The sequence below is a fragment of the Escherichia sp. MOD1-EC7003 genome (genome assembly GCF_002965065.1).
In the GTDB taxonomy this organism is placed as follows: domain Bacteria; phylum Pseudomonadota; class Gammaproteobacteria; order Enterobacterales; family Enterobacteriaceae; genus Escherichia.
The window spans coordinates 33,699-48,229 of record NZ_PTRE01000059.1 but is presented as its reverse complement, the minus strand read 5'-3'; the positions used below and the strand labels follow the sequence as shown (position 1 = coordinate 48,229).

13 protein-coding genes are annotated in these 14,531 nt (G+C 54.6%); 9 read left to right on the top strand and 4 right to left on the bottom strand.

Annotation, left to right across the window (positions count from 1 at the left end):
• The first annotated feature begins 88 nt into the window (after positions 1-88).
• The 3 genes from A7090_RS11295 (at position 89) to A7090_RS11285 (ending at position 2,221) form a co-directional block, all read left to right on the top strand.
• Positions 89-250, top strand: a complete 162-nt coding sequence (locus A7090_RS11295; RefSeq protein ID WP_000490275.1) for a DUF1328 domain-containing protein — start codon at positions 89-91, stop codon at positions 248-250.
• A 121-nt stretch (positions 251-371) separates the two neighbouring features.
• Positions 372-1,445 carry a patatin-like phospholipase family protein gene (locus tag A7090_RS11290; protein WP_105274087.1) on the top strand — a complete coding sequence of 358 codons (1,074 nt, stop codon included), beginning with the start codon at positions 372-374 and terminating at the stop codon, positions 1,443-1,445.
• Entirely contained in the window at positions 1,442-2,221 is a 780-nt protein-coding gene (locus tag A7090_RS11285; protein ID WP_105274086.1) for a metal-dependent hydrolase, read from the top strand. Before A7090_RS11290 ends, A7090_RS11285 begins: the two co-directional genes overlap by 4 nt.
• A gap of 1,117 nt (positions 2,222-3,338) precedes the next feature.
• Here A7090_RS11285 and A7090_RS11270 read toward each other — a convergent pair.
• Both A7090_RS11270 and A7090_RS11265 read right to left on the bottom strand, forming a co-directional pair.
• Positions 3,339-4,202, bottom strand: coding sequence for a YjjW family glycine radical enzyme activase (locus A7090_RS11270; RefSeq protein ID WP_105274083.1), 864 nt, complete (start codon positions 4,200-4,202; stop codon positions 3,339-3,341).
• Complete coding sequence (locus tag A7090_RS11265; protein ID WP_105274082.1) at positions 4,174-5,724, bottom strand: YjjI family glycine radical enzyme; 1,551 nt, start codon at positions 5,722-5,724, stop codon at positions 4,174-4,176. Before A7090_RS11265 ends, A7090_RS11270 begins: the two co-directional genes overlap by 29 nt.
• A 257-nt stretch (positions 5,725-5,981) precedes the next feature.
• Here A7090_RS11265 and deoC point away from each other — a divergent pair, with 257 nt between their 5' ends.
• From deoC to deoD, 4 genes are all read left to right on the top strand, one after another.
• Positions 5,982-6,761, top strand: coding sequence for a deoxyribose-phosphate aldolase (gene deoC / locus A7090_RS11260; protein WP_105274081.1), 780 nt, complete (start codon positions 5,982-5,984; stop codon positions 6,759-6,761).
• Positions 6,762-6,886: 125 nt separating this feature from the next.
• Positions 6,887-8,209, top strand: a complete 1,323-nt coding sequence (gene deoA, locus A7090_RS11255) for a thymidine phosphorylase (RefSeq protein ID WP_105274080.1) — start codon at positions 6,887-6,889, stop codon at positions 8,207-8,209.
• Positions 8,210-8,260: 51 nt separating this feature from the next.
• Positions 8,261-9,484, top strand: a complete 1,224-nt coding sequence (deoB, locus tag A7090_RS11250) for a phosphopentomutase (RefSeq protein WP_105274079.1) — start codon at positions 8,261-8,263, stop codon at positions 9,482-9,484.
• A gap of 56 nt (positions 9,485-9,540) precedes the next feature.
• Positions 9,541-10,260 carry a purine-nucleoside phosphorylase gene (gene deoD, locus A7090_RS11245; RefSeq protein WP_105274078.1) on the top strand — a complete coding sequence of 240 codons (720 nt, stop codon included), beginning with the start codon at positions 9,541-9,543 and terminating at the stop codon, positions 10,258-10,260.
• Between the two features lie 76 nt (positions 10,261-10,336).
• Here the strand turns inward: deoD and lplA are convergent, their stop codons facing one another.
• Complete coding sequence (lplA, locus tag A7090_RS11240) at positions 10,337-11,353, bottom strand: lipoate--protein ligase LplA (protein ID WP_105274077.1); 1,017 nt, start codon at positions 11,351-11,353, stop codon at positions 10,337-10,339.
• Between the two features lie 27 nt (positions 11,354-11,380).
• The gene (locus tag A7090_RS11235; RefSeq protein WP_105274076.1) at positions 11,381-12,025 is read right to left on the bottom strand and encodes a YtjB family periplasmic protein; all 645 of its coding nucleotides are present in this window, start codon (positions 12,023-12,025) and stop codon (positions 11,381-11,383) included.
• 105 nt (positions 12,026-12,130) lie between these two features.
• Between A7090_RS11235 and serB the strand changes: the two genes are divergently transcribed.
• The gene (gene serB, locus A7090_RS11230; protein WP_105274075.1) at positions 12,131-13,099 is read left to right on the top strand and encodes a phosphoserine phosphatase; all 969 of its coding nucleotides are present in this window, start codon (positions 12,131-12,133) and stop codon (positions 13,097-13,099) included.
• A gap of 48 nt (positions 13,100-13,147) precedes the next feature.
• Positions 13,148-14,530, top strand: coding sequence for a DNA repair protein RadA (gene radA, locus A7090_RS11225; protein ID WP_105274074.1), 1,383 nt, complete (start codon positions 13,148-13,150; stop codon positions 14,528-14,530).
• The last annotated feature ends 1 nt before the right edge of the window (position 14,531 follow it).

Genomic DNA, 14,531 nt, shown 5'->3' with positions numbered 1-14,531 from the left:
GCGATGTGCACCACACTAAAAATATCGCATTGAGTGATTTTCACGCTCATATCAAGCGGTGACATTAACTATGGTAAAGGAGACGCTTATGTTTCGTTGGGGCATCATATTTCTGGTTATCGCGTTAATCGCCGCCGCACTTGGGTTTGGTGGTCTGGCTGGTACAGCTGCAGGCGCAGCTAAAATTGTCTTTGTCGTCGGGATTATTTTGTTCCTGGTGAGTTTGTTCATGGGGCGAAAACGACCCTAGCCTTCAGACCATTAAGAAAATTTTATCCAAAGCCAGTCCAACGGACTGGCTTTTGCGGTTTTAGCGAATAATAAATTGCGTTACTTTGTCATTCTTTCACAATAAAAACAGGAAGGCAGAGGTGGGGCAGCGAATACCTGTAACGCTTGGTAATATTGCGCCGTTGTCGCTAAGGCCGTTCCAGCCCGGACGAATTGCTCTGGTGTGCGAAGGCGGCGGGCAGCGTGGAATTTTCACGGCTGGTGTGCTGGATGAGTTTATGCGCGCGCAGTTTAATCCTTTCGATCTTTATCTTGGCACATCAGCCGGGGCGCAGAACCTTTCGGCGTATATTTGTAATCAGCCCGGTTACGCGCGCAAAGTTATCATGCGCTATACCACAAAACGCGAATTTTTCGATCCATTGCGTTTTGTCCGTGGAGGAAATCTTATCGATCTCGACTGGCTGGTGGAGGCTACCGCAAGCCAGATGCCGTTGCAAATGGATACCGCCGCGCGGTTGTTTGACAGCGGCAAATCGTTTTATATGTGCGCCTGTCGTCAGGACGACTATGCGCCGAATTACTTTTTACCAACCAAACAAAACTGGCTGGATGTGATTCGCGCCTCCAGTGCGATACCTGGCTTTTATCGTAGCGGAGTGTCGCTGGAAGGCATTAACTACCTGGATGGCGGGATCAGTGATGCGATTCCGGTTAAAGAGGCTGCAAGGCAGGGGGCGAAAACACTGGTGGTGATTCGCACCGTGCCGTCGCAAATGTACTATACGCCGCAGTGGTTCAAACGCATGGAACGTTGGCTGGGTGACAGTAGCCTGCAGCCGCTGGTCAATCTGGTGCAGCATCATGAAACCAGCTATCGTGATATTCAGCAATTTATTGAGAAACCACCGGGCCAGCTGCGGATATTCGAAATTTATCCACCGAAGCCATTGCATAGTATCGCGCTCGGCAGTCGGCTTCCGGCACTGCGCGAAGACTATAAACTTGGGCGTTTATGCGGGCGTTATTTCCTCGCCACGGTTGGTAAGCTATTAACTGAAAAAGCGCCGCTGAGCCGCCATCTGGTGCCGGTAGTGACGCCGGAGTCGATCGTGATTCCACCTGCGCCAGTTGCCAACGATACGCTGGTTACCGAAGTTATCGATGCACCGCAGGCGAACGACCCGACATTTAACAATGAGGATCTGGCTTGATTTGCCGTTTTATCGATACCCACTGCCATTTTGATTTCCCGCCGTTTAGCGGCGATGAAGAGGCCAGCCTGCAACGTGCGGCACAAGCGGGCGTAGGCAAGATCATTGTTCCGGCGACAGAGGCAGAAAATTTTGCCCGCGTGCAGGCGTTAGCGGAAATTTATCAACCGCTGTATGCCGCATTGGGTTTGCATCCTGGTATGTTGGAAAAACATAACGATGCATCGTTGGATCAGCTACAGCTGGTGCTGGAAAGGCGTCCGGCGAAGGTGGTGGCGGTGGGGGAGATCGGCCTGGATCTCTTTGGTGACGATCCGCAATTTGAGAGGCAGCAGTGGCTACTTGATGAACAACTGAAACTGGCGAAACACTACGATCTGCCGGTGATCCTTCATTCACGGCGCACGCACGACAAACTGGCGATGCATCTTAAACGCCACGATTTGCCACGCACTGGCGTGGTTCACGGTTTTTCCGGTAGCCTGCAACAGGCCGAACGGTTTGTGCAACTGGGCTACAAAATTGGCGTAGGCGGTACTATCACCTATCCACGCGCCAGTAAAACCCGCGATGTCATCGCAAAATTACCGCTGGCATCGTTGTTGCTGGAAACCGATGCGCCGGATATGCCGCTCAACGGTTTTCAGGGGCAGCCTAACCGCCCGGAGCAGGCTGCGCGGGTGTTTGCCGTACTTTGCGAGTTACGCCCGGAATCAGCGGATGAGATTGCCGAAGTGTTGCTTAATAACACGTATACGTTGTTTAACGTGTCGTAGGCCGGATAAGGCGTTCACGCCGCATCCGGCAGTCGGTGCACAATGCCTGATGCGACGCTGACGCGTCTTATCATGCCTACAAGTCTGTGCCGAACCGTAGGCCGGATAAGGCGTTTACGCCGCATCCGGCGGTTGGCGCACAATGCCTGATGCGACGCTTAACGCGTCTTATCATGCCTACAAGTCTGTGCCGAACCGTAGGCCGGATAAGGCGTTCACGCCGCATCCGGCAGTCGGCGCACAATGCCTGATGCGACGCTGACGCGTCTTATCATGCCTACAGGCCTGTGCCGAACCGTAGGCCGGATAAGGCGTTTACGCCGCATCCGGCAGTTGTGCGCCGATGCCCGATGCGACGCTTGACGCGTCTTATCATGCCTACAAGCCTGTGCCGAACCGTAGGCCGGATAAGGCGTTCACGCCGCATCCGGCAGTTGGTGCACAATGCCTGATGCGACGCTTAACGCGTCTTATCATGCCTACAAGTTTATGCCGAACCGTAGGCCGGATAAGGCGTTTACGCCGCATCCGGCAGTTGGTGCACAATGCCTGATGCGACGCTGACGCGTCTTATCATGCCTACAGGCTTGTGCCGAACCGTAGGCCGGATAAGGCGTTTACGCCGCATCCGGCAGTTGGTGCACAATGCCTGATGCGACGCTGACGCGTCTTATCATGCCTACAAGTTTATGCCGAACCGTAGGCCGGATAAGGCGTTCACGCCGCATCCGGCAGTTGGCGCACAATGCCTGATGCGACGCTTGACGCGTCTTAGTCATGCCTGCAAGTCTGTGCCGAACCGTAGGCCGGATAAGGCGTTTACGCCGCATCCGGCGGTTGGCGCACAATGCCTGATGCGACGCTTAACGCGTCTTATCATGCCTACAAGTTTATGCCGAACCGTAGGCCGGATAAGGCGTTTACGCCGCATCCGGCGGTTGGCGCACAATGCCTGATGCGACGCTGACGCGTCTTATCATGCCTACAGGCCTGTGCCGAACCGTAGGCCGGATAAGGCGTTTACGCCGCATCCGGCAGTTGGCGCACAATGCCTGATGCGACGCTTGACGCGTCTTATCAGGCCTACAAAACCGAACCGTAGGCCGCATCCGGCATGTCACAAATACAGCGCCGGAAATATTAACCGGCTCACCCCACGCTCCCGTAACGCATCAGCCAGTTGTTCCACATCTTCCGGTGTGGCGCTCGGCCAGCTTTGCGCCTCGCCATACACACCGTGGGCATGAAACGCATTCAGCCGTACCGGAACGTCATCAAGTTGCCTGATAAACGCCGCCAGTTCTTCAATATGTTGCAAATAATCCACCTGGCCTGGGATCACCAGCAAACGCAGTTCTGCCAGCTTGCCGCACTCGGCAAGCAGACTAATGCTGCGCTTAATCTGCTGATTATCGCGTCCGGTTAGCTGTTGATGGCTCGCGCTCCCCCACGCTTTGAGATCGAGCATCGCGCCGTCGCACACCGGGAGCAATTTTTCCCAGCCGGTTTCGCTCAACAAGCCGTTACTGTCCACCAGACAGGTGAGATGGCGCAGTTGCGGATCGTTTTTGATGGCAGTAAACAGCGCTACCACAAATGGCAGCTGGGTCGTGGCTTCTCCACCGCTCACCGTTATCCCTTCGATAAACAGCACCGCTTTGCGGATATGGCTAAGCACTTCGTCCACGCTCATAGATTGCGCCATCGGCGTGGCATGTTGCGGACACATCTTCAGGCAGGTATCACATTGCTCGCAGACAGCCGCGTTCCACATCACTTTGCCGTCAACAATCCGCAACGCCTGATGCGGACACTCTGGCATGCACTCCCCGCAATCATTACAACGCCCCATCGTCCACGGATTGTGACAGTTTTTGCAGCGCAGATTGCAGCCCTGCAAAAACAGAGCCAGACGACTGCCTGGCCCGTCAACGCAGGAGAAGGGGATAATCTTACTGACTAAAGCGCATCTGCTGTTCATGGCTTATCACGCGCGGCTGGCGTTCCAGAATACGAGTGTTACGTGCGGCCTCTTCGCCCAGCCACGTGGTGTTGGTACGCGAACCTTCGGCGCGATATTTTTCTAAATCCGACAAACGCACCATATAACCGGTAACGCGAACCAGATCGTTACCGCTGACATTGGCGGTAAATTCGCGCATACCGGCTTTAAAGGCACCGAGGCAAAGCTGTACCAGCGCCTGCGGATTACGTTTGATGGTTTCATCGAGCGTCAGAATGTCGCTGATCCCGGAGTAATAATAAGCATGATGCGGGGCGACAGTTTGCAGATGGGTGATCGGATCTGGCTCATCGCCATACGGCAAGCGTGCGCCCGGCGTGGTGCCGATATCAGAACTGATCCCCGACTGTGCGTGTAACATGGCGCGATTTTGCCAGCCATATTTCACCGGGGTATTGGCGACAAACTCTGCCAGTTGTGCGCTGATGCGATAACCCACTTCATTTGCAGCGGCCTCTTTACCGTAGCGCGCGGCAATCCCTTCTTTTTCACACAGCAAGTTAACCGCCTCTGCCAGCCCGTACATGCCAAACATTGGCACAAAACGTTCAGGGGTAATCAGCCCTTCTTTCACCAGGAAGCTATTCTCAAAGAAGTGTGATTGTTGATAGAGGAATTCACACCGTGCATCGATGATGGCGATCTGCTGCTGGCAGTAGTGCGGTAAAGTGCGCGTAAAGAAGTCTTCCTGCGATTCACTGCGCTCGGCAATCGCTTTCAGGTTAAGGCGTACTAGCGTACTGCCACCACCCGCTAACGGCAGTGAGTTGTAACAGCTCACAATCCCGTAGCCCCCTTTTGTGAAAATTTTATCATGTACCGGACCGTTGGCGATGTGCGGTTTGCTACATTCGCAGATGTTTTTCGCCACTTCCAGCAGCAGGTCATCAGGGGTGATTTCAGGATCGTAGATAAAGGTCAGGTTCGGTGAAACCTGCTTTAGCTCGGCGTCTGCGCGTAAAATTGCTCGGGTGATGGGCGAATCAGACGGGCCAATATTGGCGTGCATAAAGGCGTCTGGCAGGGTTCTGTCGAGGTAACGCCAGAAACGTTTTATTCGAATATCGATCTCGTCCTGTGTTAGAATTCTAACATATGGTTGCAACAACGCATCCAGTTGCCCTAGGTAGACCGGCATCGATGTGACCGACGGTACGTGGTGGTAAAGAATGGTCAGCAGTGAGAGCGCATCATCAAGATCTTTTGCTCCTTCCAGCTCCAGCCATTCGGAACCGTTCGCCAGAAAACGGGCGTAATCGGGTAAGACATAGCGTGGTTTGTACGGCGCATGACCTTCAAACATATCGCAGATTACCCCCTCATCCAGCGCGCGGCGGGCTTCGGCAGGAAGCTGTGGGTAAGGCAGATTGTTTTCTGCTTCCAGCGCCAGAAAATGGCGCTTCTGCTCCGGGCTAAGCACTGGGCTGGTAACAATTTGCTGGCAACGTTGTTGCAGTGCATTTTCATGAGAAGTGGGCATCTTCTTTTCCTTTTATGCCGAAGGTGATGCGCCATTGTAAGAAGTTTCGTGATGTTCACTTTGATCCTGATGCGTTTGCCACCACTGGCGCATTCATTTGAAAGTGAATTATTTGAACCAGATCGCATAACAGTGATGCAAAATTGTAATTAGATTTCCTTAATTGTGATGTATATCGAAGTGTGTTGCGGAGTAGATGTTAGAATACTAACAAACTCGCAAGGTGAATTTTATTGGCGACAAGCCAGGAGAATGAAATGACTGATCTGAAAGCAAGCAGCCTGCGTGCACTGAAATTGATGGACCTGACCACCCTGAATGACGACGACACCGACGAAAAAGTGATTGCCCTGTGTCATCAGGCCAAAACTCCGGTTGGCAATACCGCCGCTATCTGTATCTATCCTCGCTTTATCCCGATTGCTCGCAAAACCCTGAAAGAGCAGGGCACCCCGGAAATCCGTATCGCTACGGTAACCAACTTCCCACACGGTAACGACGACATCGAAATCGCGCTGGCCGAAACCCGTGCGGCAATCGCCTACGGTGCCGATGAAGTTGACGTGGTGTTCCCGTACCGTGCGCTGATGGCGGGCAACGAGCAGGTAGGTCTTGATCTGGTGAAAGCCTGTAAAGAGGCTTGCGCTGCGGCGAACGTGCTGCTGAAAGTAATCATCGAAACCGGCGAACTGAAAGACGAAGCGCTGATCCGTAAAGCGTCTGAAATCTCTATCAAAGCGGGTGCTGACTTCATCAAAACCTCTACCGGTAAAGTGGCGGTGAATGCGACGCCGGAAAGCGCGCGCATCATGATGGAAGTTATTCGCGATATGGGCGTAGAAAAAACCGTTGGTTTCAAACCGGCGGGCGGCGTGCGTACTGCGGAAGATGCGCAGAAGTATCTCGCGATTGCCGATGAACTGTTCGGTGCTGACTGGGCAGATGCGCGTCACTACCGCTTTGGCGCTTCCAGCCTGTTGGCAAGTCTGCTGAAAGCGCTGGGACACGGCGACGGTAAGAGCGCCAGCAGCTACTAAGTAAGATGCTTTGCGCCTGATGCGCTGCGCTTATCAGGCCTACGAGACGTATCACCCGTAGGCCGGATAAGGCGTAGACGCATCCGGCAAAAGCCGCCTCATACTCTTTTCCACGGGAGGTTACCTTGTTTCTCGCACAAGAAATTATTCGTAAAAAACGTGATGGTCATGCGCTGAGCGATGAAGAAATTCGTTTCTTTATCAACGGCATTCGCGACAACACTATCTCCGAAGGGCAGATTGCCGCCCTCGCGATGACCATTTTCTTCCACGATATGACAATGCCTGAGCGTGTCTCGCTGACCATGGCGATGCGAGATTCAGGAACCGTTCTCGACTGGAAAAGCCTGCATCTGAATGGCCCGATTGTTGATAAACACTCCACCGGTGGCGTCGGCGATGTGACTTCGCTGATGTTGGGGCCGATGGTCGCTGCCTGCGGCGGCTATATTCCGATGATCTCCGGTCGTGGCCTCGGTCATACTGGCGGTACGCTCGACAAACTGGAATCCATCCCTGGCTTCGACATCTTCCCGGATGACAATCGTTTTCGCGAAATCATTAAAGACGTCGGCGTGGCAATTATCGGCCAGACCAGCTCACTGGCTCCGGCAGATAAACGTTTCTACGCGACCCGCGATATTACCGCAACTGTTGACTCCATCCCGCTGATCACAGCCTCGATTCTGGCGAAGAAACTGGCAGAAGGTCTGGACGCGCTAGTGATGGACGTGAAAGTGGGGAGCGGCGCGTTTATGCCGACCTATGAGCTCTCTGAAGCCCTTGCCGAAGCGATTGTTGGCGTAGCTAACGGCGCTGGCGTGCGCACCACCGCGCTGCTCACCGACATGAATCAGGTGCTGGCCTCCAGTGCCGGTAACGCGCTTGAAGTACGTGAAGCGGTGCAGTTCCTGACGGGTGAATATCGTAACCCGCGTCTGTTTGATGTCACGATGGCGCTGTGCGTGGAGATGCTTACCTCCGGCAAACTGGCGAAAGATGACGCCGAGGCGCGCGCGAAATTGCAGGCGGTGCTGGACAACGGTAAAGCGGCAGAAGTCTTTGGTCGTATGGTTGCAGCACAAAAAGGCCCGACCGACTTCGTTGAGAACTACGCGAAGTATCTGCCGACAGCGATGCTGACGAAAGCCGTCTATGCTGATACCGAAGGTTTTGTCAGTGAAATGGATACCCGCGCACTGGGGATGGCAGTGGTTACAATGGGCGGCGGTCGCCGTCAGGCATCTGACACCATCGATTACAGCGTCGGCTTTACTGATATGGCGCGTCTGGGCGACCAGGTAGACGGTCAGCGTCCGCTGGCGGTTATCCACGCGAAAGACGAAAACAGCTGGCAGGAAGCAGCAAAAGCGGTGAAAGCGGCAATTAAACTTGCCGATAAAGCACCGGAAAGCACACCAACTGTCTATCGCCGTATCAGCGAATAACGGTATACTGATCTGATCACTTAAATTTGAAGCACTGAGTACGGAGAACATATGAAACGTGCATTTATTATGGTGCTGGACTCATTCGGCATCGGCGCTACAGAAGATGCCGAACGCTTTGGTGACGTCGGGGCTGACACCTTGGGTCATATCGCAGAAGCTTGTGCCAAAGGCGAAGCTGATAACGGTCGTAAAGGCCCGCTCAATCTGCCAAATTTGACCCGTCTGGGGCTGGCGAAAGCACACGAAGGTTCTACCGGTTTCATTCCGGCGGGAATGGACGGCAACGCTGAAGTTATCGGCGCGTACGCATGGGCGCACGAAATGTCATCCGGTAAAGATACCCCGTCTGGTCACTGGGAAATCGCCGGTGTTCCGGTTCTGTTTGAGTGGGGATATTTCTCCGATCACGAAAACAGCTTCCCACAAGAGCTGCTGGATAAACTGGTCGAACGCGCTAACCTGCCGGGCTACCTCGGTAACTGCCACTCTTCCGGTACGGTCATTTTGGATCAACTGGGCGAAGAGCACATGAAAACCGGCAAGCCGATTTTCTATACCTCCGCTGACTCCGTGTTCCAGATTGCCTGCCACGAAGAAACCTTTGGCCTGGATAAACTCTACGAACTGTGCGAAATCGCTCGTGAAGAGCTGACCAACGGCGGCTACAACATTGGTCGCGTTATCGCTCGTCCGTTTATCGGCGACAAAGCCGGTAACTTCCAGCGTACCGGTAACCGTCACGACCTGGCCGTTGAGCCGCCAGCACCGACCGTGTTGCAGAAATTGGTTGATGAAAAACACGGCCAGGTCGTTTCTGTCGGTAAGATTGCAGACATCTACGCCAACTGCGGCATCACCAAAAAAGTGAAAGCGACTGGCCTGGATGCGCTATTTGATGCCACCATCAAAGAGATGAAGGCAGCGGGTGATAACACCATCGTCTTCACCAACTTCGTTGACTTCGACTCTTCCTGGGGCCACCGTCGCGACGTCGCCGGTTATGCCGCGGGTCTGGAACTGTTCGACCGCCGTCTGCCGGAGCTGATGTCTCTGCTGCGCGATGACGACATCCTGATCCTCACCGCTGACCACGGTTGTGACCCGACCTGGACCGGTACTGACCACACGCGTGAGCACATTCCGGTACTGGTTTACGGCCCGAAAGTGAAACCGGGTTCACTGGGTCACCGTGAAACCTTCGCGGATATCGGCCAGACGCTGGCAAAATATTTTGGTACTTCTGATATGGAATATGGCAAAGCCATGTTCTGATGGATTTGGGCGGAGCAGTGACTCCGCCTTTAATATGTCACAAAAAGGATAAAACGATGGCTACTCCACACATTAATGCAGAAATGGGCGATTTCGCTGACGTAGTTTTGATGCCAGGCGACCCGCTGCGTGCGAAGTATATTGCTGAAACTTTCCTTGAAGATGCCCGTGAAGTGAACAACGTTCGCGGTATGCTGGGCTTCACCGGTACTTACAAAGGCCGCAAAATTTCCGTAATGGGTCACGGTATGGGTATCCCGTCCTGCTCCATCTACACCAAAGAACTGATCACCGATTTCGGCGTGAAGAAAATTATCCGCGTCGGTTCCTGTGGCGCCGTTCTGCCGCACGTAAAACTACGCGACGTCGTTATCGGTATGGGTGCATGCACCGACTCCAAAGTTAACCGCATCCGTTTTAAAGATCATGACTTTGCCGCGATTGCTGACTTTGACATGGTGCGTAACGCGGTAGACGCAGCTAAAGCGTTGGGCGTTGATGCTCGCGTTGGTAACCTGTTCTCCGCTGACCTGTTCTACTCTCCGGACGGCGAAATGTTCGACGTGATGGAAAAATACGGTATCCTCGGCGTGGAAATGGAAGCGGCGGGTATCTACGGCGTCGCTGCAGAATTTGGCGCGAAAGCCCTGGCCATCTGCACCGTGTCTGACCACATCCGCACTCACGAGCAGACCACTGCCGCTGAGCGTCAGACCACCTTCAACGACATGATCAAAATCGCACTGGAATCCGTTCTGCTGGGCGATAAAGAGTAATTGGGTTTCGCTGAAAAACAGTTGTCGTGTTAAGCCGGAGCGGGAGACTGCTCCGGCTTTTTAATTCATCAATTAACTACCGTACCGCCCCTGCCATCCACGCTGACAACTCCCGTAGCTCTTTTTCCTGTTCAGGGAAGTCGACCAGCAGCGCTTCGCACTCCTGTTGCAGCATATCTGCGCGGTACAGGCAGCCTTGCAGTCTTCCTGCGAGGGCTTCCAGCGGCGCGGGATTGAGGCTGTCGGTAAACACCTGGGCGCGGGTGATATGGCCTTTTTCAACGTCGAAATGCAGTTCCACGCCGCCCCAGGTGAAGCGTTCATCCAGCAGATGCGTGAACGCCGGAGCCTGACCGAAGTTCCATTCCCAGCTACTCTGACGGGCAAAGGTTTCGGCGAAGTTCGGCAAGTCTGGCATTTTGTCCGGTGAGATGATTTCCGCTTCTACACGCTCGCCATAATGGGCGAAAAAGGCCTCGGTTATGGCCTCGCAAATCTGCTTATGGGTAATTCCCGGTAGCAACTCGGTGAGGTTGGTCACGCGGGAACGCACTGAAGTAATGCCTTTCGCCGCCAGTTTCTTTTTATCCGGGTTGAGATAGTTTGCCAGGCGGCTGAGGTCGGCATTGAGCAGCAAGGTGCCGTGGTGGAAGCCACGATCTTTAGTTTCGCGATAGGCCGAGCCTGAGACTTTGCGGTCGCCTTCGGCGGTTTTCACCACCAGATCGTTACGTCCGGACGCTTCGGCGCTGACGCCGAGTGCGTTCAGCGCATTGAGCACAATCGACGTGGAGATAGTTTTATCGTACTCCGGCTTGCCAGCCATAAAGGTAAAACAGGTATTGCCGAGATCGTGAAACACCGCGCCGCCACCGCTACTGCGCCGCGCCAGGCGGACGTTATCTTCTTCCATCCGCCGGGTATTACACTCTTTCCACGGGTTCTGTGCGCGACCAATCACCACGGTGTCGGCATTGCGCCAGAGAAACAGAACGCGCTGCGTGGCGGGCATCTGGCGAAAAATACACTCCTCTACCGCCAGGTTAAACCACGGGTCGTAAGAGTCAGAGATGAGCAGGCGTAATGTGGACATAACGATTTCCTTTCTTGTAGTAATGGGTCACTCTTTTTTCTCGCTTTCTTCCTCTTCCGGCACTGGCTTGCTGGCGGTTAACAGGAAGGGGGATTGCTGCCAGCGGGTGCGTTTACCCTGTAGCAGCGTGCGGGTCAGCACTACGCCGATTGCCAGCGCGAGCAACAGCATCAGGCGTAAAATATTAGTAGTGTTGTCCACCTGTTGGGCTTCGGTGGCGAGCGTATGGGTGTCGAGCGTCAGGCGCAGATAGCCAAGCGGTCCGTTTTTCCCGGCAATGGGTTCGACAATCTGCTTGTTAAAATAGCCGCCCGCTTTTTTACCGTCGAGCGCCAACCGGTCGCGTACTTCTACGCTTTCGCCAGAACGGGCGATAAGATCGCCTTGTTCGTCATACACGCCCGCGTCGAGGATGCGGCTTTCATCCGTTAACTGATCGAGGATCGCCTGAATACGTTTTTCATCCGGTGAGTCGGTACGCATCAACGGTGCAACGTTCAGCGTCACCTGACGCGCCAGGGTGCGGGCCAGTTCTTCCAGCTGCGGATTACGCTGTCGCTGGTGGTTTTGACTAAACCATGACGCCCCCTGCATCAGCGCCACCAACAAGGCAAGACAGAACAGGACAATCACTGCCCGATGCAGCCGGAATTTCAGTTTTGTGCGAGCCATCTTCCACCCTTTGAAAATTTGAGACTTAATGTTGCCAGAAGCAATGGATACAAGGTAGCCTCATGCGTTATTTTCCCTGCTTCGAACGATTTTACAGGAGCTTTAATGCCTAACATTACCTGGTGCGACCTGCCTGAAGATGTCTCTTTATGGCCGGGTTTGCCTCTTTCATTAAGTGGTGATGAAGTGATGCCACTGGATTACCACGCAGGTCGTAGCGGTTGGCTGCTGTATGGTCGTGGGCTGGATAAACAGCGTCTGACCCAATACCAGAGCAAACTGGGCGCGGCGATGGTGATTGTTGCCGCCTGGTGCGTGGAAGATTATCAGGTGATTCGTCTGGCCGGTTCACTCACCGCACGGGCAACGCGCCTGGCCCATGAAGCGAAACTGGATGTCGCGCCGCTGGGGAAAATTCCGCATCTTCGCACGCCGGGGTTGCTGGTGATGGATATGGATTCCACCGCCATCCAGATTGAATGTATCGATGAAATTGCCAGACTAGCCGGAACGGGCGAGATGGTGGCTGAAGTTACCGAACGGGCGATGCGCGGAGAGCTTGACTTTGCCGCCAGCCTGCGTAGCCGCGTGGCGACGCTGAAAGGCGCTGACGCGAACATTTTGCAACAGGTGCGTGAAAATCTGCCGCTGATGCCCGGTTTGACACAACTGGTGCTGAAGCTGGAAACGCTGGGCTGGAAAGTGGCGATTGCCTCCGGCGGCTTTACCTTCTTTGCTGAATACCTGCGCGACAAGCTGCGCCTGACTGCTGTGGTAGCCAATGAACTGGAGATCATGGACGGTAAATTTACCGGCAATGTGATCGGCGACATCGTAGACGCGCAGTACAAAGCGAAAACCCTGACCCGTCTGGCGCAGGAGTATGAAATCCCGCTGGCGCAGACTGTGGCGATTGGCGATGGTGCCAACGACCTGCCGATGATCAAAGCGGCAGGTCTGGGGATTGCCTACCATGCCAAGCCAAAAGTGAATGAAAAGACGGAAGTCACCATCCGTCACGCTGACCTGATGGGGGTTTTCTGCATCCTCTCTGGCAGCCTGAATCAGAAGTAATTGCCCGCCCGTCATCCTGCGGGCGGCACAGCATTAACGAGGTACACCGTGGCAAAAGCTCCAAAACGCGCCTTTGTTTGTAATGAATGCGGGGCCGATTATCCGCGCTGGCAGGGGCAGTGCAGCGCCTGTCATGCCTGGAACACCATCACCGAGGTGCGTCTTGCTGCGTCGCCAACGGTGGCGCGTAACGAGCGTCTTAGTGGCTATGCCGGTAGCGCCGGGGTGGCGAAAGTCCAGAAACTGTCGGATATCAGCCTTGAAGAGCTGCCGCGTTTTTCCACCGGATTCAAAGAGTTCGACCGCGTATTAGGCGGCGGCGTGGTGCCGGGAAGCGCCATTCTGATTGGCGGTAACCCAGGCGCGGGGAAATCCACGCTGCTACTGCAAACGCTGTGCAAACTGGCCCAACAGATGAAAACGCTGTATGTCACCGGCGAAGAGTCGCTGCAACAGGTGGCAATGCGCGCTCATCGCCTTGGCCTGCCGACCAACAATCTCAACATGTTGTCGGAAACCAGCATCGAACAGATCTGCCTGATTGCTGAAGAAGAGCAACCGAAGCTGATGGTGATTGACTCCATCCAGGTGATGCATATGGCAGATGTGCAGTCTTCGCCTGGCAGCGTGGCGCAGGTGCGTGAAACGGCGGCTTATCTGACGCGCTTCGCCAAAACGCGTGGTGTGGCGATTGTCATGGTTGGGCACGTAACCAAAGATGGTTCACTGGCTGGCCCTAAAGTGCTGGAACACTGTATCGACTGTTCGGTACTTCTGGACGGCGATGCCGATTCTCGCTTCCGCACTTTGCGCAGCCATAAAAACCGCTTCGGCGCGGTGAATGAGCTGGGCGTATTCGCGATGACCGAACAGGGGCTGCGTGAAGTCAGCAACCCTTCTGCCATCTTTTTAAGCCGCGGCGATGAAGTGACCTCCGGTAGCTCAGTGATGGTGGTGTGGGAAGGCACGCGTCCGCTGTTGGTCGAGATTCAGGCACTGGTCGATCACTCGATGATGGCGAATCCACGCCGCGTGGCGGTAGGACTGGAACAAAACCGTCTGGCGATCCTGCTGGCGGTGCTGCACCGTCACGGTGGTTTGCAAATGGCCGATCAGGATGTGTTTGTGAACGTCGTCGGCGGCGTGAAGGTCACCGAAACCAGCGCCGACTTAGCGTTACTGTTGGCGATGGTTTCCAGCCTGCGCGACAGACCGTTGCCGCAGGATCTGGTGGTGTTTGGTGAAGTGGGTCTGGCAGGGGAAATTCGTCCGGTGCCCAGCGGCCAGGAGCGGATTTCTGAAGCGGCGAAACACGGTTTTCGCCGGGCGATTGTGCCGGCTGCCAATGTGCCGAAAAAAGTGCCAGAAGGGATGCAGATTTTTGGCGTTAAAAAACTCTCCGACGCGCTTAGCGTGTTCGACGACTTATAAT

What these genes read in the sequence shown, in the direction of transcription:
- A7090_RS11295 (WP_000490275.1), top strand. Translation starts at nt 89, where the DNA reads ATGTTTCGTTGGGGCATCATATTTCTGGTTATCGCGTTAATCGCCGCC.
- A7090_RS11270 (WP_105274083.1), bottom strand. Translation starts at nt 4,202, where the DNA reads ATGAACAGCAGATGCGCTTTAGTCAGTAAGATTATCCCCTTCTCCTGC.
- A7090_RS11265 (WP_105274082.1), bottom strand. Translation starts at nt 5,724, where the DNA reads ATGCCCACTTCTCATGAAAATGCACTGCAACAACGTTGCCAGCAAATT.
- deoC (WP_105274081.1), top strand. Translation starts at nt 5,982, where the DNA reads ATGACTGATCTGAAAGCAAGCAGCCTGCGTGCACTGAAATTGATGGAC.
- deoB (WP_105274079.1), top strand. Translation starts at nt 8,261, where the DNA reads ATGAAACGTGCATTTATTATGGTGCTGGACTCATTCGGCATCGGCGCT.
- deoD (WP_105274078.1), top strand. Translation starts at nt 9,541, where the DNA reads ATGGCTACTCCACACATTAATGCAGAAATGGGCGATTTCGCTGACGTA.
- lplA (WP_105274077.1), bottom strand. Translation starts at nt 11,353, where the DNA reads ATGTCCACATTACGCCTGCTCATCTCTGACTCTTACGACCCGTGGTTT.
- A7090_RS11235 (WP_105274076.1), bottom strand. Translation starts at nt 12,025, where the DNA reads ATGGCTCGCACAAAACTGAAATTCCGGCTGCATCGGGCAGTGATTGTC.
- serB (WP_105274075.1), top strand. Translation starts at nt 12,131, where the DNA reads ATGCCTAACATTACCTGGTGCGACCTGCCTGAAGATGTCTCTTTATGG.